The organism is Leeuwenhoekiella parthenopeia (assembly GCF_020782115.1).
Taxonomy (GTDB): Bacteria; Bacteroidota; Bacteroidia; order Flavobacteriales; family Flavobacteriaceae; genus Leeuwenhoekiella; species Leeuwenhoekiella parthenopeia.
Genome location: NZ_JAJGMW010000001.1, coordinates 191,318 through 211,615 on the forward strand (window position 1 = coordinate 191,318; position 20,298 = coordinate 211,615).

Annotated in this window: 11 protein-coding genes; 4 read left to right on the forward strand and 7 right to left on the reverse strand. The window is 40.7% G+C overall.

Features of this window, described 5'->3' with window-relative positions; genetic code table 11:
* Positions 1-53 precede the first annotated feature (53 nt).
* Positions 54-1,634: a sulfatase family protein gene (locus tag LLW17_RS00685; protein ID WP_228228342.1), complete on the reverse strand. Its 1,581-nt coding sequence runs from the start codon at positions 1,632-1,634 to the stop codon at positions 54-56.
* A gap of 260 nt (positions 1,635-1,894) precedes the next feature.
* Between LLW17_RS00685 and LLW17_RS00690 the strand changes: the two genes are divergently transcribed.
* Both LLW17_RS00690 and LLW17_RS00695 read left to right on the forward strand, forming a co-directional pair.
* A complete protein-coding gene (locus LLW17_RS00690; RefSeq protein ID WP_228228343.1) occupies positions 1,895-3,532 on the forward strand; it encodes a right-handed parallel beta-helix repeat-containing protein in 1,638 nt (545 codons plus the stop codon).
* Between the two features lie 46 nt (positions 3,533-3,578).
* On the forward strand, positions 3,579-4,997 hold the full coding sequence (locus LLW17_RS00695) for a sialate O-acetylesterase (RefSeq protein WP_228228344.1): 1,419 nt from the start codon (positions 3,579-3,581) through the stop codon (positions 4,995-4,997).
* A gap of 116 nt (positions 4,998-5,113) precedes the next feature.
* Here LLW17_RS00695 and LLW17_RS00700 read toward each other — a convergent pair whose 3' ends face one another.
* The 4 genes from LLW17_RS00700 to LLW17_RS18910 all read right to left on the reverse strand — a co-directional run bounded on the left by LLW17_RS00700 (position 5,114) and on the right by LLW17_RS18910 (position 14,265).
* Positions 5,114-8,986: a glycosyl hydrolase gene (locus LLW17_RS00700; protein ID WP_228228345.1), complete on the reverse strand. Its 3,873-nt coding sequence runs from the start codon at positions 8,984-8,986 to the stop codon at positions 5,114-5,116.
* A 166-nt stretch (positions 8,987-9,152) separates the two neighbouring features.
* A complete protein-coding gene (locus tag LLW17_RS00705) occupies positions 9,153-10,589 on the reverse strand; it encodes a sulfatase-like hydrolase/transferase (protein ID WP_228228346.1) in 1,437 nt (478 codons plus the stop codon).
* A gap of 123 nt (positions 10,590-10,712) precedes the next feature.
* Entirely contained in the window at positions 10,713-12,293 is a 1,581-nt protein-coding gene (locus tag LLW17_RS00710; protein WP_228228347.1) for a sulfatase, read from the reverse strand.
* 280 nt (positions 12,294-12,573) lie between these two features.
* Positions 12,574-14,265, reverse strand: a complete 1,692-nt coding sequence (locus LLW17_RS18910) for a helix-turn-helix domain-containing protein (protein ID WP_228228348.1) — start codon at positions 14,263-14,265, stop codon at positions 12,574-12,576.
* Between the two features lie 1,166 nt (positions 14,266-15,431).
* Between LLW17_RS18910 and LLW17_RS00720 the strand changes: the two genes are divergently transcribed.
* Positions 15,432-15,776 (forward strand): hypothetical protein, encoded by a 345-nt coding sequence (locus tag LLW17_RS00720; RefSeq protein ID WP_228228349.1) that lies wholly within the window; start codon positions 15,432-15,434, stop codon positions 15,774-15,776.
* Between the two features lie 106 nt (positions 15,777-15,882).
* Here LLW17_RS00720 and LLW17_RS00725 read toward each other — a convergent pair whose 3' ends face one another.
* A complete protein-coding gene (locus LLW17_RS00725) occupies positions 15,883-16,986 on the reverse strand; it encodes a Fic family protein (protein ID WP_228228350.1) in 1,104 nt (367 codons plus the stop codon).
* Positions 16,987-17,104: 118 nt separating this feature from the next.
* Here LLW17_RS00725 and LLW17_RS00730 point away from each other — a divergent pair, with 118 nt between their 5' ends.
* Positions 17,105-17,302, forward strand: coding sequence for a hypothetical protein (locus tag LLW17_RS00730; RefSeq protein WP_228228351.1), 198 nt, complete (start codon positions 17,105-17,107; stop codon positions 17,300-17,302).
* Between the two features lie 1,510 nt (positions 17,303-18,812).
* Here LLW17_RS00730 and LLW17_RS00735 read toward each other — a convergent pair.
* Positions 18,813-20,192 (reverse strand): BNR-4 repeat-containing protein, encoded by a 1,380-nt coding sequence (locus tag LLW17_RS00735; RefSeq protein ID WP_228228352.1) that lies wholly within the window; start codon positions 20,190-20,192, stop codon positions 18,813-18,815.
* Positions 20,193-20,298 lie beyond the last annotated feature (106 nt).

The following is a 20,298-nucleotide window of genomic DNA, read 5'->3' on the forward strand; positions in this document are numbered from 1 at the left end:
TATCTAGTATTTTAAAAATTGGATTTTGAGGGACGAAAGGCAAAATCTCCAAATCAATTACCCAGAACTACGCGCTCCGCAACAATTGGTTTGACCGCTTTGATGGAATCCAATTTACTTTTGAGCGTTTTGACCAGTTCGGGATGGTCTTTAGCGATATTAATCTGTTCTGAAGGATCGAGACTCAGATTGTACAGTTGCATCTCATGACTCGCCCCATCTTCGATACCTTTTCGGGCTATAAAAGTCGGAAGGCCCTTTTTTCCAGGCATAGCATCAATAAATTTCCAATTTTTATTTCGAAGCGCCAGTGTAAAAGACTCCTCAACCATAACAGACCTTCCGACGTTTGATTTCCCAAGTAAAACTTCAGAAAGATCCTTACTATCAATAGCCTCCCCCTTTTGTAACGGAGATGCAGTAAGGTTTGCCAACGAGGCATAAAGATCTACCTGACTAATAAGCGCATCATTCACGCCTGGAATAGCCTTTCCTTCCCAATAAACAATTGTGGGTACACGCGTACCGGCCTCAAAGGCACTGTATTTACCACCTCTATATATGCCGCCCGGCTTGTGTTCACCCAACAGTTCGACAGCCTGATCTTCATAGCCATCATTTAAAACCGGACCATTATCGCTGGTGAAAATGATCAGGGTATTTTCAAGAAGATTTTTCTGCTTTAAACTTTCAATGACTTTTCCTGTGATCCAGTCCATTTGTACAATAGCATCTCCTCTGGGGCCCATGCTACTTTTCCCTTGAAACCGCGGATGCGGTAAACGCGGAACGTGAATATCGTGAAAGGAGAAAAATAAAAAGAAAGGCTGTTCTGCTTTTTCGCTTATAAATGTATCTGCTTTAGCGGTAAGAACATCTGCAAAATCTTCATCGTTCCAATACGCGCTGGCTCCTCCGGTCATAAACCCAATGCGGCTTATTCCATTTACAACGGTATTGCTGTGTTCGGGATCGGCCGGTTGCCTTAATAGTTCAGGGTTTTGCATGCCATCCGGAAGATTTCCTATTTTCCGGGAATAATTTACCTCAAGAGGGGCTTCCCTTTTATTCAGCCCTACTACCCTGTCATTCTCTACATATACTGAAGGAACCCGGTCACCGGTTGCGGGTATTAGAAAACTATAGTCAAAACCGGTTTCATAGGGGCCCGGTTTGATTGTGGTGTTCCAATCTACATCCCCGTTACCCAAACCTAAATGCCATTTACCCACTACTCCCGTACGATAACCAGACCGCTTCAGCATTTTTGGCAAGGTCTCCAGACCGGGATCAATTATTAAAGGAGCATCACCCGGTAACACCGACGCATTATTTCTAAACGCATATTGACCGGTAAGTAGAGAATATCGCGACGGGGTGCAAGTAGCCGAAGTACTGTGCGCATCGGTAAACACCACTCCATTTGCGGCAAGTTTATCTACGTTAGGAGTACTAACGCCCTGAGCACCGTATACGCCTAAATCGCCATAACCCAAATCATCAACGTAAAAAATGACAATGTTGGGCAGGGCATCTGGAGAGGCATTAGTTCGGGTAGTACTGGGTTCCTGAACATGTTTACAGGAAAGCTGAAACAGCATAAAACCTAAAAGGCCGATACAATACTTTGACATAATCTGATTTTTTGAATCTTGTAATCAAATTTAGTTTAGCCACTCAGGCTTAAGGGGTATCATTAATTCAGCAGAGGGGGTAAAAAGGGCGTTTTAGTCATTTGTACTATCAGAGTACTGAATATGGATCGTTTTTTTAAAAAATACAGGCTATTGAACGTTTTATACCCGCAACTGAATGATACAGCTATTTTAAAGCCTGGGTAAATTCTTAATTTCCGTGAAGCGCTATCAAGTAATTTTTATTCTAAGTTTTACCTATGAATCTTATGTTTAACCAAAAGCTTTTGTTTTTTTTCGCAGTCCTGATTTTTGTCAAGACCTATTCTCATTCCTATTACGTGCACCCCATTCTGGGTGATGATACCCATACCGGTTTAAGTAAGGCAGAAGCATTTAAAAGTCTGGAAAAAATCAATCAACTGAATCTCAAAGCAGGTGACTCAGTCTTTCTGGCAAAAGGTCAAGTTTTCTACGGAAGCCTGATCCTTACGAATTTAAACGGTGAGGAGCAAAATCCCATTTATATCGGCTCAAAAAATTGGGACGCTAATTTGATTGATGCTCCTGCGCTAATCGATTTTAAGAATTACAGCTATGGTATTCAAATTCAAAATTGCTCCTATATAGAGCTTAATGATTTTAATATCACCGGCGATGGTTATACCGGCTTAAAACCCAGTCAAAATATGACCTGCGGGGTCTTAATTCATACGCAGGGCGAGGTTAGCACCAGTAATATTGTATTGAAACATTTGACGTTGAAAGGAATTTTTCACGAAAACAAAGGCTTTACGCGTGGCGCTGATGAGGTGAACACAGCGAATGGCACGCAGGCCTATGGCTGGGGTATACGCGTCATTAGCGACAATCCTCTTGCCAGCATCAGCAAGGTACGTATTACCGGCTGTAGCGTTACTGACGTAAGTCATACCGGTATTAAGCTTACCGGCAACAACCAGAACATTAGCGATGTAGAAATCTCCAATAATGTGATTTACAAAACCGGCGGGCCCGGCATTCAAATGTCTGAAGTCGCATCGGTTTACGTTGCTGATAATTTGGTTTCCCATTCGGGAAGCGATGACGACAGCCGCAAATGGGGTCGCGGCAGCGGTCTGTGGACCTGGGGATCGTCAAACGTACTCATCGAAAAAAACAAATTTTTATACGCCAACGGCCCCGGTGACTCTGCCGGTGCGCATATTGATTTCAATTGCGATCAGATTGTGCTGCAGTACAATATTTCAGCATACAATGCCGGCGGATTTTGTGAGATTTTAGGTAATAACTACAACTGCGCCTACCGTTTTAACCTCAGCATCAATGATGGCAATCGTACCAAAGGTAAAGACGGCGCTTTTCAGGAAGGTAAGATCTTCTGGCTGAGTGGTTATCAGGGAACCAGCAAAAAACGAAAAGGCCCGGTTAACACCTACTTCTACAACAATACCATTTACAGCGATGGCTCCTACGAGCCCAAAGTGGCGATCGAAAGAACGAGCAGTGGAATCCTGATTGCCAATAATATTTTCTGCATTAAAGGCGAAAACAAACTGGTTCTCGGCGATCAATACCGTCCTGAGGTTGAAGATTCACAAATCGCGTCTAATGTAGTTTTTGAAAACAACCTGTTCTGGAATTCCAAAAGCTGGCCTGCAGAACTAAGCCTTCAGGATACAAACCCGAAATACGGCGATCCGGTTTTTAAAAATCCGGGTGGGCTGAATGCCTCAGATTATATCCCTTTAGATTCAAGCTTGATTAATAAGGGAATTAGCATACCTCAGCTCCCCGGGGATACTCAGGGTTTGCCGGGAGGTCTTCAAATGTCTCACGATCTTTTAGGGAAAACCATCGAAGACGCTGCATTTCTGGGAGCTATCAAACCCGAATAGTTTCGGTCAACCTATAAATCATCCATGCTTTTAATGACAGGTACTTATGAAAAAACTAGTTCTCCTCACATTTGTTTTACTGCTGAAAAGCTCCTTCTGTTTTTCCAAAATTATTCTGCCTCAGGTGCTTTCAGATCATATGGTATTACAGCAAAATACGGAAGTGAAAATTTGGGGCTGGACGACCAATACTTCCGAGAAAATTGAAGTTTGGGGTTCCTGGAATACAGATACGGTAAGCACACTTGCAGACAAAGGCCGCTGGATGGTAAAACTTAAAACACCCGCTTACGGTGGGCCCTTCACACTTCACATCAAGGGTCATGAAAAACTGCAAATTAACGATGTTTATATTGGGGAGGTCTGGCTTGCTTCGGGCCAAAGCAATATGCAAATGCCACTTGATTCGGTTTCTCAGGGCTATCGAGGCGTAACGCATTTTCGCAACGAACTGCAAAAAGCAAATTATCCGAAGATTCGGTTTTTTGACGTACATCGAAAAATGGCAGAAACCCCTCAGGATGATGCTCCGGGAATCTGGAGTGTGTGTATGCCTGAAAATGCCCGAAACTTTTCCGCAGTGGCTTACTTTTTTGCCGAACAATTGCATCTGAACTTAGAGGTACCCATCGGGATTTTGCACAGCAGCTGGGGCGGTACCAATGCCGAAACCTGGGTACGCAAAGACCTTATAATCAGTGATTCGATCCTGAATACCCATAAGCTGCAGCGCGAAGGAAGAGCACGACCTACAGAGCCCGGCCTGGCTTTTAACGCGATGATTGCACCATTACAGAATTACAGCATTCAGGGAGTGATTTGGTATCAGGGCGAGGCCAATATTGAAAATTACCAGATCTACCATCCTTTAATGCGAAAACTCATCAGCAGCTGGCGTAAGCAGTGGGAAATCGATTTCCCGTTTTATTTTACCCAAATTGCACCTTTTTCCTACGGGAAACGCACAAAACCTCCCTATTTACGGGAAGCACAACTTCAGGCTTTAGACATTCCGCTTACCGGTATGGCTATCACCAATGACGTGGGTGAAGCCGGTGATATACACCCGCGAAACAAACGCCCGGTAGGTGAACGTCTGGCCAAACTAGCCTTGTCAAGAACCTACAACAGAACTGCGGTAAATGATATGGGTCCCGTTCCGGATACTGTAATCTTTAAAAAAGGAAAGGCTTATGTTTCATTTAAATATGCTTCAGGCGGTCTTACAGGCAGGGTCAACGAGACCAGTTCTATCAAACTGGCAGGAGCTGATCGCAAATTCTACCCGGCTCAGGCACAAATCAAAGATTCCATTTTAATTGTGCAAAGCGAAAAGGTTCAGGAACCGGTTGTTTTACGGGTTGGTTTTGATAATCTGGGAGAAGTTAAAATAATTAATAGCGCGGGCATCCCGGCCTCGCCTTTTAGAACCGATGACTGGCCTTTAATTGAGCCCGAAGATTAACGGAATGAGCTTAACTAAAAAGGTTAAAACCTTTCGGTAGATTACTTTATTAAACAAAAAACCGGTTCTAAATCTTGTGTTTAGAGCCGGTTTTTGCTTTGATATAGAGCTAAGACTTACTGAATCACAAATCGCTTAACGAGTTGATCTTTTTCGTTAGATACCCTTAACAAATACATTCCCGATGCGAACTGAGATGCCTGTAAGTCCAGATTGTTCGCACTCTTGTTCTCTTCCTTATACAGCACCCTTCCGGAAACGTCTAAAACCTCCAGTTTTACTGCCGAATCCCAGGTTACCGGCAACTGAACACGAAGTAAAGCGCCACTTCTTAACGGATTGGGATATATTCTGAACTCTGAATCGAGTATCGCTGATTCAGGAGTTTCGGAAATTGATGCGACGGCTGGTGCAGTGGTTTTCCCTGCTTTTGATTTGGATACCGCCGAAGCACTTGCCTCTACCAGCCTGATGCTTATCTTATCAATTAATGGAGCAACAACACCTGCATTTACGAGACTTATGCGATTAACACCGGCATTAAGGCTTACACGTTGCACCAGTTGGCCGGGCTGCCCGCCATTAAAGCACCATTCTCCGGAATCTGCAAAATCAAGCGACTCAACCTGAGCGTCATTGAGTTTAAGGCCCATAGATCTGGGCACTGCACTTACGTAATCGATTTTCAGATCATACTCCCCGGCCTGAGTAGTGGTTATGTTTTCAAAAACAATAGCGTTGCCATTAAATTCACGCGTGTTTACATAAGCTCCCTGCGAAGCCGCGTCGCAATATTGTACAAAACTGCCTCCTGTAAGTGTCGCGTTTTCGGCCTCCAACTCATAAATCAGTTCTTTTACTACAACAATTTTATCGAAGAAGGGAGCATCGCCTGAAGCTCCGGTGAGTTCAATGCTATTTTCACCGGCTACAAGATTAATTTCCACCTCATAAACAGCAGGCACTCCGCTTTCAAAGCACCATAGTCCTGATGATGCGATGGGGCGGTTACCCAAATTTTCTTCGTTGACCCGGAGTCCAAAATTGCGGATGTTTTTACTCATATAATGTACCTTGAGTGTATAGGTCCCTCCCTGAGCCACGGCAATACCTTCAAAACGAATACGGTTAGAATTGAACGCAGCCGGGCGTACCTGCTGCCCGTTTGATGAACTTTCACAATTCTGAAACGCTGCATTCCCAATTATAATCGCATCTTCTGCCTCAAATTCTAATGCAGTATTTGGAAACAAAACATCGGGATCAACAGTAGCGGGATTCTGATTGAAACCGGCAAGTGCGATACGGTCTAATTTGGTTCCCGCTTCGGCATAAGCAACACTTACCTGATGATTCCCCGCGGTTAAGAAATAGCTCAAAGCCTGTTCTTCATCTGCTATCGCATTGTAAACCTTACTCCATTTCCACATAAACGCACTGGCTTTAAGTCCATCCCATTTTAAAAAGGGACCGTTGTCTACGCTTACCCAAAATGCGTCAGAAGCTTCGGTGAGCGCCTGTACCTTACCCCAAAGATTATAACGACCTGCTTCGGTCACATCGATCTCAAAAACAGCTAGTCCTGTTCCTGCCGGAGGAGTACTCGCTGCATTCAAATTACTTTCTATATATGCCTGGTTTATTGCTGTGGGGCTGGTTTTAACAGTCCAGTCGCTTCCCAAGCCGGCCTGTTCGGCTTCCGCAAAATATAGAGCTGTGGTTTCGGTAGCTCCCCAACGCTCTTCAGCAGTTACACAGGTATCTGCTGCTGCACCGGCAAAATCAATAGTCTCACTGCCCGTGGTTAGTGCGATTCCGTCAATAAGCATACGCTCATTAGCCGGTTCCAGGGTAATTCGGTGTGTGCCCGCAGTGAGGTCTACAAAACGGGGAAGTTGTTCCCAGTCAAACTGAGCGTTGCGTAAACCGCTTATGTTTTCGGCGACTTCGGTTTCATCAATGTACATACGCACGCCGGTATTTGCTGCATTTGAAGACTTATAGCGCAACCAGATCCGGTAATTTTGCGCCTTGGGGATGCTGATGTCAAAATGCAGCTGTTTAGCCAGTACTGAAGCACCTTCGCGACCGGAATCTAACTTAAGATAATATCCGTTTGAGGCATTGGTGTCTTCTACAGCCACTAATTGATTACCCAGGTACGAGGTGCATTCGGCTTCATAAACCAAAACAACCGGCTCCTGCTCTTCAAAATTAAGATCCAGACCTTCCAGATTATTTGGTGCTGCATAGGTGCTATTTGCAATTGACGGGCTCGAAATATGATCCCGGTAGAGCAATCCTATATTGGTTAAATTTCCGGCCTCATCCTGATAATTTGCTGATTCTACTGGATTGCTAGACAGGTTTGAATTGGGTTGAAAGTAGGCGTAGCGCTCTACATAATCAAGACTTTCAAGATAGGGTAAAGCCAAGCGTAAAAATTCGTCCTGAATCGCATTGGTTCGGTTGGGATTGGCATTAAACTCGGTGATCCAGATGGGTAATTGATACGCATCGTGAACCCGTTTTAAGTAAGCTTTAAACCGGTTAAAAATATCCTGAGCTGAAGCGTTTGGCGTGTTTTGGGGATTGCTGGCCCAGTCATACCAGTGCACAGCGACATAGTCAAAACGAATGTTTCGGGCAGTAGCAAGCTCGCTGAATTCTGCCAGCCAGCCAAACGGACCGTTCTCACGAGGTGCAGGTGTGCCTATACGCAGGCCGGTTTTCATCAGATTTTCAAAATACGCTACTGCAACTTCGGGCTCGCAGAGGTTATTAAATTGCCCCGATTGATCCTCGCAGTTATCAGACTCGTTAAAACCAAGAATATGGTTCACTTCGGCCTTGGCGGTCATACGTTTAACCGCATCTGCCGTAGCGCCACTCGCTCCCCAGGCCATTGGGACGTACTTATAATTTGTTTGGGTTTCCTGATTGTTATTCCAGTTGTAAAACCAGCCTGCATTTACAACTGCTATATTACCGCCGGTACCTTTCTTAACAATCCACTCCCAGGGAAGTACCCGAATAAAACTTACCGTATTATTAAGAGCAGCAGGCAACTCTTCAACGACTAAATCTTCTTCGGAAGCGATATACACTTTACTCATACTCGTACCATTTTCCTGAACCGCTAAGGTAACCTGATAACCTCTTTTAAGCACAAAAGAAGAAATACTGTTATCCAGACCACCGGGAATTGCCGCGCCCGAATGTATCTGGAACGGTTTTACGGTAGCCGAATTACCACTAAGACCCGAACCCTCAAAAATCTCGAGCGGCTCATAAGCATCATCCTGCTGAAGCAATAAAGTACCCTGCTGATAGTATTGATCTAATCTGAAGTTTGCTTTGTAAACACCCGGAAGATCGGCTACATAAATCTGATTTAGCGCTTCAGCCTCCAGCATTACCGGATCATTTTTAATAAAATATACCCAGCTTTCCGAATCAAGCAGGTTAAAGCGCGACTGAGGCAACGACTCCTGTTTTACACTAAATTTTGCGGTACTTCGGTTATCAAGACTGAGTACCCCGTTTGACCACTGCCCGTCAACACGTAAATCGCTTTGCGATACCGTCAAGCCTTTGGTATCACAGCTAAAATGAATAGCTCCGCTTACCTGAATCTGAGCCCCTGAGGCATACAGATTGTAAGCAATGGGAAGACCGGGCTCGAGCGTTCCGGCAGCGGGGTGTTTATCAGAACCCAAATCATGATCTCCCAGACAGATCTGATAATCTTCTTTATTAGCTCCGGGTAAACAGCGGTGATTTTCAATAGGATCTGACGGATTTATAGGTTTCTGTTTTGCTAATCTCCAGTTATTTTCATTGAAAAAGTCCTGATTTTCCTCACCTGTCCAGTACAGGTACTGCGCAGTTTGATTGCAGTTGTAATCGTCTAGAGGAGGTGCGCCTGCAAATAAGAATTGCCCTAAAAAGCAATTCAGGCAAAATAAGAGGAGGTAATTTTTTTTCATCTTCGGAATTATTTAGGATTAGTGTTGGTGAAATTGCCCCGATTTTGTCTCTAGTTCCTAAAAACAAAATCTGCCTAAAACTAGAGTTTCAGGCAGATTTGTTCTGGTTTAAATCATTCAACACGAGGGATATATCATTCATTCCCTAATCATTGCTGAAAAATTCCTAATCCCGGTTTATACGAATCCGATTTTTTTTGAAGGCATCACTGTGAATGTCCTCGTAAAGCGGTTGTTTATTTTGCATCAGACTTTTCTGAATTTCATACGTGACATCCATCCACTCATCTCCTTCATCCCAAAGCGGAGCAATGAGAGTTTCTTCCCATTTGCGGTAGGCCTCTTCCAGCTCTTTAAGCATTGCCAAATTAGATCCGGCCAGATTCTCTGTTTCCTGAATGTTTTCGTCAAGATTGTACAGCACCGTCTCTACATTATGAAGCCTTACGGTTTTGAATGCACCCATACGTGCCGCAGACTCCTCCAGTTTTCGCCAGAATAATTGCTGATGTGGATCACCCTGTAGTTCCCCGGTTAAATAAGGCAGCAGATTTACCCCGTCAAGCTGAAGGTCTTTCGGTAGTTTAAGAGTTGCAGCAGCTGCCGAGGTTTTAAAAATATCGAGTGAAGAGCTGAGTCCGTCAAAAGTTTTACCCGGCTCTACCTTTGAGGGATAACTCAGAATAAAAGGAACCCGGTGCCCACCTTCAAAGTGATTGCCTTTCCATCCTTTGAGCATACCGTTTTGAGACTGGTTGTTATGAGCCCCGCCGTTATCGCTTAAAAAGTAAATCAGCGTGTTTTGACGCAATCCTAAAGCCTCTAATTTATCGAGAAGCTTACCTACATTTTGATCTAATGACCAGGTCATAGCAGCTAAATCCTGACGGGGATGGTTCCTGTATTTTTCCAGATCTTCCGGTTTCGCTTCCATTGGAGTATGCACAGCGTTGTAGGCCAAATACATAAAAAATGGCGTTTCTTTTGACTCTTCAACAAATCGTAAACTTTGGTCCCCTAAAACATCGGTGAGATAGCCTTCAAAAACCATCCGCTCCCCGTTGTACTGAAGCATATTTTTTTCGCCCGGATCTTTAAGCGGAAAGTACGACCTGCTTCCGCTTAGAAAACCATAGAATTCATCAAAGCCTCTTTGATTGGGATGATCTGATTCTTCTTCGCCTAAATGCCACTTACCCAACGCGTAGGTGTTGTAACCATTAGCCTGAAAAACATCAGCCATAGTAACCACCTCATTACTTAGGCCAATGCCACCGGTATTATTAGCCTCAAATCCAAAGCGTTGCTGGTATTTACCGGTCATGAGCCCGGCACGGGATGGCGCGCATACGGTAGCGCTTACGTGGGCATCGGTAAATACAACACCACTTGCCGCCAGCTCATCAATACGCGGAGTTTCTAAATCTTCGGAACCCATAAAGCCAAAATCGGCATAACCTGCATCATCAATAAGGATGATAATGACATTAGGTGGGATAGGGTTTTCGGAGCTGGGTGTATTTTGCTGCTTTTCGGTTGGTGTTTTGCAGGAAGTATGAAACACGCAAATGGCCAAAAAACAGGTGATAGTAAAGGTTTTCATAATAGTTTAAGATACGTTTAGTAACTAAGCAGGTATTTAAAATAATCAGAGAATAAAACGGTCTACTTTACAATTTCAGAACGGGAAAGCTTAGGGAACCCTCCCGAATTACCTGAAAAAAAATTAATCTCGCGTTATTTTACTTCCCCACCAGGTTTGATTAGGAGTATAGGTTTTAGATAACATCTGAAGGCGTTCCTCTTCCAGTTTTGGCAGCAGAACTTCTAATCGCTCCCGATCAAGTTCATTGCGTTTATGTTGATCAAACTGCGGGTCTCTTTTAGGCCGAAGTGCATTGGTTTCTTCGAGAAAAGCCATCAATTCTTCCTTTAGTTCACGAGTCCGTTCAGGTTCAACTGCGGAAAGATCCCGTTGTTCACCGGGATCATCTTCCAAATTATACAATTCATCGTGATCATCTTCCCAATAGTGAATAAGCTTGAACGCTGCTCTTCGAATAATAGATGAAGGCAGACCTCCCTGATTACCGTAATGCGGATAGTGCCAAAACAGCGCTCGCTCCTCAAAATTCTCACCTTCTATCAGCGGTCTAAGGCTTTTACCATCAACTGCCTGCTCTGGGATTTGAGGTATGCCTGCATAATCGAGCAGCGTAGGATAAAAGTCAGCCCCCGTAACCGGAACATCTGAACTTTTTACGGCGTTATAGTTCCCGGGCAATTTGATAAAAAATGGCTCTCTGATACCTCCCTCCCATTGATAGCCTTTACCACCACGCAGGGGAAGATTTGAAGTTGAAAAAGCATCGCCGGAAGCCACACCTCCATTATCTGAAGTAAATATTATAATGGTTTTTTCATATAGTCCGCTTTGCTTAAGCTGCTCGATAACCAAACCAACCGCATCGTCCATTTGTTCTACTAAGCCTGCATAAACCGGATTATCCTGTTCTGTTCGAATGGGCAGCATTTGCTCCATTACGAAAGCGCGTTGAGCCATCCCCAGCGAATCTGCCTTATTTCGGTATTTAGCCCATTTTTGCTCTGTGGTTTGAATAGGTCCGTGTACAGCATAAAAGGAAAGCATGGCAAAAAAAGGAGTGTCAGCATGCCCGGCAATAAATTGTGAGGTTTCTTTGGCGAGGCGCAGGGAAAGATTCTCTCCCGGTTCTGTATTCGGGAGTCTAGGATTATCCCAGGGAGAAAAGTATCCCCCTTTAGGACTGCCTACTTCCCAGCCTCCTTTGTTAATATCGTATCCATTTGTTTCAGGGGAAGAATCGCCATCGCCCAGATGCCATTTACCGGCAAAGAAAGTAGCATAGCCACCGGCCTTTAAGGCTTCGGGTAGTGTGATTGCCTGCTGCCGCAACTGATGCCTGTAAGTTGCAGGAAGCGTTTTGTCATATCGGTTTAAATCGCGCCAGGCTTCGCCTTCCGGTGCTCCGATCCAATCTGTAATTCCGTGACGGGCGGTAAACTGCCCCAGCATAATACTGGCCCGCGATGGACTGCAAACCCGACTGGCCGCATAACCCTGAGTAAAAACGGTTCCTTCGTTAGCTATACGGTCAATATTGGGGGTCTCATAATACCGGCTGCCCGTGATACCCAGATCGTGATACCCCAAATCATCTGCAAGAATAAAAAGAATGTTGGGACGCGAAGAAGAATCAAAGGTTTGAGCTTCCAGAGAATTTGAAAAACCCAAAAGGAATAGCCAAAATAATAGCGGTTTATACATACGCCTAAAATAATAGTAGTCCTTTAAGGATAGGGGTACTTCAAATTCAAATACGGGGTTAAATCAATCAACCAGCAATGGCATATCTGTTTATTTTTACTTAACGTAAAAATTACACTGCAACCTTCAAGTCACTTAATGCTGCAACACCCTATTAAGTTGGAAATCGTTCAAATACTTACGCATTTTCAGTTTAGATTTAGCGAAAAACTGCGCTACTGAACCGGAGAAATTCGTTTCAACGACTACTATTTTGAAATTGAAACTTAAACTAAAAGTTTCAGCCTAGATTTTTAATAAAAACAGATGGGTATAAATTGGTGATTCTTTTGAAGGCTTTTGAGAAAGATTCAGCACTAGAGTAACCAAATTCTTTGGATATAGCTTCTATTGTATAGGATCTTAAAATGGTGTCGCTCTTTAATTTATTTACTGCTTCAGCAATTCGAAGCTCGTGTATATAATTTGCAAAAGATTGCTTTTTGTAGGCATTTATAACTTTTGAAAGATAAGAGCTGTTGGTTTTTAAATGAGAAGAAACATTTCTCAATCCTCCTATTTTGATAAATTCTTTTTTAGCCTCAAAGTCATCTAGTTTTTTGAGAATATCTTTTACTACAACAACATCAATACCTAAATCAAGGGTAGAATCTGCATCCTTTTGCTCATATGTAACTACCTGCTCAGCCTGCTGCACTTTTTGTGATGTATCCTTATTTTTAGGATCAGGGCCCCTAAATAGAAAGCCTCCCTCCAAAAGCATGGAGAATTTATCAGCTACTTCAGCCCTCTTAATGAATAGAATTATTAAAACAAAGAGCAATAAAGTCGCTATGATCAATAAAAAAACAAACCCTGCTTTATTGAATTCTGATTTTGAAATGATTGCAGAGGAATGATTGAGGGAGTTACTTTTGCTGTTAATGTATTTATTTAACTCTTCAAAACGAGATTTTTCTTCATTCTGAACGCGAATAAAACGATCTATATATACCTGCTGCATTTCAAAATTTTTTGAGTCGCTGGCATCGCAGATTAGAAAACTGTATAAATCATTCAACTGCTCCGGAAAAACCCCACTATCAACAAATAATGAGTCGGCTCTAATAAAATCTTTTTTAGCTCCTGCATAATTTCCAAAAAGTTGCTTCGCATTAGCCCTATCAATTAAGAAAGTTATTCTTTTACTTAAATCAAAATCAGAAACAGAGGCCTTATTAAAAAAATCAAGTGCAGAATCATAATCCTGATTCTCAAAGGCAAGAATTCCTCTGTCGTGGAATATAAAACTTTCATAATCATCAAGATTTAACTTATCAACTAGTTTTTGTCCTTTTAAAAAATAAAATTCTGCATTTTTAAGATCATTTAGATCAAGATAGGAATAAGCAATTCCTTCGCAAATATTAAAGAAAGCATCGTAATATACCAATTCAAAATCATCCTGATCTTCGATGAGTTGAAGCGTCCTTTTCTGAAATTCTATACTACTGCTACCAATCAATTTATGGATTGCAGAAACTCCTAATCTATATGTTAGAATTTTTTCGAAATCATTCTTCAAAATAAACTGCTCTGACTCCTCAAAATTAACTAACGCATTTACAAAATCATCTTTGATATAGTAATAAAACCCCTTTAGTAAATAACCGATTGCAGGGTAATTTTTATGATTTTCCAGATTTTTACTTACCTGAATAATAGAATCGGCATATTTTAAATTGGTGTCCGTATCATATACCCTCGCCATAAGGTCATATCCTCTGGCTAACTTGATTTTATCATTTGATGCTTTAGCTAATTCTAAATAGCGATTAGCAATAAATTGTAAACTATCTAAATCAGCAGTTGAATCGTAATACTTTAAAAGTTCCTCTTCAGAAAGTCTTTCAAACCTGTTACTTTTCTGTGCCTGTAAGCTTACTGATATGAGTAAAATAATGATGAAACAATATTTTATATTAAAATACACGGGCTCTGGTTTTAGTCAAAATCAATAGTGAAGAACCTGATTTTATTACAAATGTTAATTAAATGCAAATATAAATAATACATCAGTCATTTTTCGATCTTTTAAATGATTGCACATAATATAAAGCTCCCCAACATAGAAGTACTAAAAAATATCTGCCACCACATAAAAAGAAGCCTGCGGAGATTCCTGAAAAATTAAAAGATACAAGGAGTATTAGTTCTTATGCGATGTCCTTAGAGATAAAAGGCGTTTAGATCCTTTACGCTTTGCCGCTTTTACAATTACTTAATTTTCCAAACATGGTTTAAAATTACTTCGACTCCTAATTGAAGTAAAATTGAGGTTTTTGGAATCGAAATTACTGTCCCGGATTTAGAGATACCTAACTTATAAATGTTGTGGTAATTGCAAACATTTTACATCCTAATAAAAGCATACGCTTTGAGATTTATTTATTGATCTGAATAATTATCTTAGGAGGGTCTTGAATAAGGCTCTTTCAAGTCAAAGCCTACCCATCCCCTAGAATGGTTTATGAAGAGTGTATGAAAACGGGTTTTGAAAAACGAAAAATTAAAATTTCATTGACAATACAGGAGACCAAGTACCTTATGGGCTAATTGAAAGCAGGCATCTTAATTAGTTCACCAACTCCTTCATTTCTGGAATTCTACAGATGAAATGTTCGATCTGTTTACCGAATCCTTCACTAAACTGCTTGATATCAAACCCTATCAATTGATAGGGTGTAAAATAAAAAAGCCTGTAAATCAATAGATTAACAGGCTTTTAGTTTCCACTTGTATGTGGTTCGTCGGGGTGGCAGGTAATTTGAAAACCTCCTTACCCCCTATATTTCCTGTATCTAACAGCTGAATTACTAGGTCTATTCACCGAATAATTCACTATACTTAATAGAGCATTCAAAATGATCTGAATTGATCGTATTTGATATTATAAAGATATAAAAAAGATTGCTTTATTTAAAAGTAATCCAACCTTGTTAAAAGCCATTTTAAAACTCTTAGGCCAATCACAGCTCAACCTTCTCAATTTTTTTGATAAATAAAATAATGAGTTAGAAAGACGGTAACACCTGAAATTCATTCATTAACCGAATTTTCATAACTTACAGTTTGATTGATTTATCTCAAAATATAAGTATGAAAAATATACTCTTAACATTTGGACTTCTAATCGGGTTTTACTCATTTGGACAAAAAAATGAATATATCGTATCTGATAAAGAAGAACCATCATTTAGTTCTGAAACAGCCAAATATGATCCAGAAAATAATACTATAGAATTTCGGGGCAATGTAAATTTTCAGTCAGAAATAATTCAGTTGGAAAATGCAGATAAAATTTTACTGAATAAGAACACAAATGAAATAGTTGTTACCGGTTTGAAAGATTTTACAATTGATGGAGCAATCCAAATTAAGGGTGAAGCAAAAAGGAAAATCTTAAAGTATACCTTAGGTGACCGCATAGCATATTTGGAATAATAAGGATCAATGTTCTTTACCCGTAATAAAATTAAAAGAACTGGTAGTAGCTTAAACTAGTTAACCATAAGCCGACTATTCTAGAAATACCTTTAGTAAGACAGCTTTAGTCCTCAAAGTTGATTTCATAACGTGTACTACGTCCCTCTCCTATAGGTATAAATACTTTTTTTGCTGCTAAATCCTGAAGGTCACGCGTTGCTGTGGCTTTTGATGTTTTGGTGAGTGCTATATACTTTTTTGCAGTCATTCCCCCCTCAAACCCTTCCGGTTCTTCATCAAGCATACGATTAACGACCTTTAACTGACGTTCATTAAGGGAATTTCTATTGCGATCAAAAAAACGAGCTTTTCTCAAAGTAAAAGCAACAAGCTCTTCCGCTTGAGATTGAGCTTCTAAAACAGTATTGACAAAATAGATAATCCAATCGGTAATTTCATTGGACTGCTGGGCTTTTTTTAAAGCCTTATAATAGGCTTGTTTATCGTGCTCTATTGCTTTTGAAAGACTCAGCAGAATGGGGCGATTTAAGTCTTGAGATAGCGCTTTTTCAGAAAGCGCTCTTCCTATCCTTCCATTACCATCTTCAAAAGGATGAATGCTCTCAAAATACAGATGTGCAATCGCTGAACGGATAAGTGGCTTTTTTATAGGGTTGACTCCTTCTGGATGAGATTCATTGAACCATTTTATAAAAGCTTGCATTTCATTCGGAAGCAAATGGGAAGGCGGAGCTTCAAAATGGATCTTCTCCCTGCCCCAGCTCCAGGATACGATCTGCATAGGTTCACTGTGCTTACGCCATTGCCCGGTATTAATACGTTTAGCACTCCCTAATAGCGTTCTGTGCCATTCGAATAATGCCAGGTCTGTCAAAGGTTCTGCAAAATTTTGCCTAACCCGCACCATTAAATCCCCCACACCCCGCGCCATTGGATCTTTGACCGCTTTAGGTGTACCATAACCCATATTGTTTCGTATAGAAGACATCACATCTTCCCTGCTCAGGTATTCTCCCTCGATTTCTGATGTTTTTACAGCCTCAGCAACCATTAGCGATAAGATAGCTTCCATTTGCATCTTATCTGAAAGTCCTTCCAATATACCATTAACGCGACCAGCCCTTTGGCTGAATTCAAAGAGTTTCTCTTCAATTTCAGTTGTTGTATACTTAAAATTTGGCCAGTCTTCGTATTGCCAATTATACATGATGAGCCGATTAAACTAGTTAATTGGCTCAAATATAGTGAAAATATGAGCCGATTAGTACTTCTAATCGGCTCATACTGCTATTTAAACCTAGAATTTGAGTTTAATTTATTATTATTTGGGAAAAGTAAATTTGTTGAGGACAGCCTTGTATAGCTATTTTAGGACGGTACAAACCAATCCAACGGAAATCGAATTTAATGTAGCCGATGTTATAGGGATTGCTATTAAACTGCTTCCATTTTCCGAAATGCAGTTTATAGATGAAACAATGGAGTTGTTAAGCGAAGAATCATCAACGCATACCGAACGCTAAACCATTTACTTATTTCATCTTGAGCAAATCCTTTTTTGCTCAATTGAAATAGCATCCTAGATCAAAACGCACACGGGGTTTTGGTGTTTCATTTACTTCCTCCAGAGCCGTCGCAATACCTTTTTTGATAGTTGTAACCTTCGGGATTTTAAATTAGAAGAGGGCTATAAATAGGAAGGCAAAGCCGACCGGTTTATGCGCCCGACTAATTTAGAATCCTGTACTTTTGCTATCATAAAAGGTATGCTGTGGGGAGTGTATTAAAAAGAAAATAAATCACGAAAGTAAAAGATTGTCCATTTCAAGTTAGGATGCCCCGGCGAACTCAGGCCGAAAAAATCAAACTCGATGTCACACTATAAAATTGATATTTTTGGCCTGTGTTCAAGACCTTCTGGACGAACCTCTTTCCCCGAAACCCCGTGCAGGGGAATGTGGTGAGGACTATCTAAAAATATCCTTCTTTACCCCCAATCTAAATAGAATTTGTCGCAAAAATCAGCCTATTTATAGGGCTTAAAAGCACATTTGTCGCAAATTGTTCAAAATCCATCAGAAAACACATGCGTAAAACACTGAAATAAAATGAGTTATATCCCTGTAACATCGCGCAGCGTGTTACCCTCTTGCTATTCCTTTTCGTTCGCCGCAGGCGAACAAAAATCCCTACAATTTAGTTGCCAAATTATCATCTGCAACCATCGGCTTTTCTCTTGGAAAATTTCCGATATGTTAATGTTTGCTGGGTAGGTTTATCGGCGAAAGTCAAATAAATGGATATCCCTAATTTAAAAACCTGAGCTGCTTTCCAGCCTTTTAAAAATACGTTATTTTATAAAATTCCGAGCCTTCGTAAATACATAGGTATATGAAGATAAATTCAGCATCGCCTATTCGTCCAAAAGTTTATCGATATTGGTGCGATGCTGCCGAGGTACCTTTTATTTAAGAGTGATGAAATGTATCTAAAAGCGTAGCAAGTCGGTAAATGAAATGAAGAAATCAAAATAATAGATGGATCCAAGATTTTGAATGAAGCTATTTTACGGTAATGGGGCCTTAGCGGAATTTTGGGAAATGGACTAACAGGGATTAGCTAATCATCAAGAATATACAAATTACTAGTAAAAAAAAATCCCGCCTAGGTTCTCTTGAAAAGGGGATGATTCTGCTAAGGTAGAATTTCAATACGCTTTTAAGCCCTGAAAACACGAATAAGATTGGTTTTTGGATAGCTTTTCTTTCCTCCGCTAAATGACCTAAAATTGGTAACACAAACGCTATGAATATTTGATTTACAGGTTTTGCTATTTTTGTTGATTTTATTTAAAATTATTTAAGTTAGTAGTTACAGTACCATCTCCATTTTGAAATGATCTTATTAATGTTGATGGAATTATAAGGAATAGGATTGAAGATTAGGAAACAGAATTTTCAATTTTATTAATCCCATACCGATTTCAATTATCGAAACGCCCACCCAAGACATCTACCATTTAAAAACAATACTTTATAAAAGGCTTAGTTCAAAAACCTCAACTGGTGTAGGTTCACCTATTTTTTTTGGATTATACTGAATTGTGAAATTTAGAAAACCCGCATTCAGTCTGTCAAAATCCCACTGAATACTTCCGCTATCAATGTCAAAAGGAAAATCTAGCTTCTGCCAGGTTTCATATCCTTCAGATTCTTCAGAATAGAAAATTCCAGTAGTATTACAAATCAATAATTTATTGCCTAAAAACGCCATACTGCCACCAAATTTTATTTCTGACTTCTGTTTACTCCAGTTTCCGTCTTTATCTCTAACATATAAATAGTTATAAGTATCTTCCATTGTTTCATTTAAGTGTTTCAACATAAAAAGAAGATGCTCCTGATTCTTGTCATAAATAGAGGTAAACCCTACATTGCTAGGATCTAATCTCATAGGCACAGAAATAGGCGGTGTCCCTAAATTGTTAATTGACATACGCAGACTGTTATCAGCATCTGCCACCAGGACTCCATTTTCAGAAAACCATGTTTTGCCGCCGTCAGAACTTTGAGCATATGAAATGCCATGATTGCCCAAAGTGTTCTTAAAATCTCTTTGATCATATGCCTCGCGCCACAACCAGCCTATGTGAATAACTCCCGAGTTATCTGAAACGAAACCTGCATGATAAGGACCTCTTGTTCCTTTTGCAGAATTATATAAACCCTCTCTAGAAGAGATCTGACCTATAAAATTCCATCTGCCGGCAGATGACTCGTATCTCGCTAAATTCATTTCTCCGCCAGTAGCACCACCGGTACGCCAGTACATCAATAAATCTCCTGAATTTTTAATCTCATAAAAATTGGGATACGTTATTAGGCCAAACTGCTCTGTCAACCCCAGATTAGGCTGTAACTGAAAAAGATCTGACTTCCACTCAAAGCTTTGTGGATCGTTGGCAACTCCAGCTATACTTTTTGAATAGTTGAATGTTTTTGAATTGTGATGGTCAAAAGACAAATGGATAACCCCGTCTGCTTTTGAAATACCCAAGGCAATTTTATTATGACGGTCTTGAGAGGTCATTTTATAATCTGGAAGGATTAACTTTTCCCACTTTTCTTGACCTATCTCATTCCTCGCTACAACTATATCGCCGTTAGCCTCATAATAGCTAACATATTGATAACCCTTGTGAGAATTGATTCTTGCAACCATTGGTCCGTGAAATCTTGGCTTACCTTCTCTGGCACGGTCACTACCGTCTGAACAATATGCCGTAGTTGTCAGTACGGTTCTCTTGAGTAATTTGACTTGATTCAGCTGAACCAGCTTTTCTTGAGCACGGATAGTTAATGGCTGAAGCGTGATCAGAAATATCAATATTCCAATCTGTGTTATATAGTTCAAACTTATCGATCTTTGTTTTAGTTTCTGTAGTGTAAAAGGGGCTGTATTAATTTATTGAGCTATTTTAAGTTTCCCAGGGTCACTATCAAAACTATCATTTTTTACA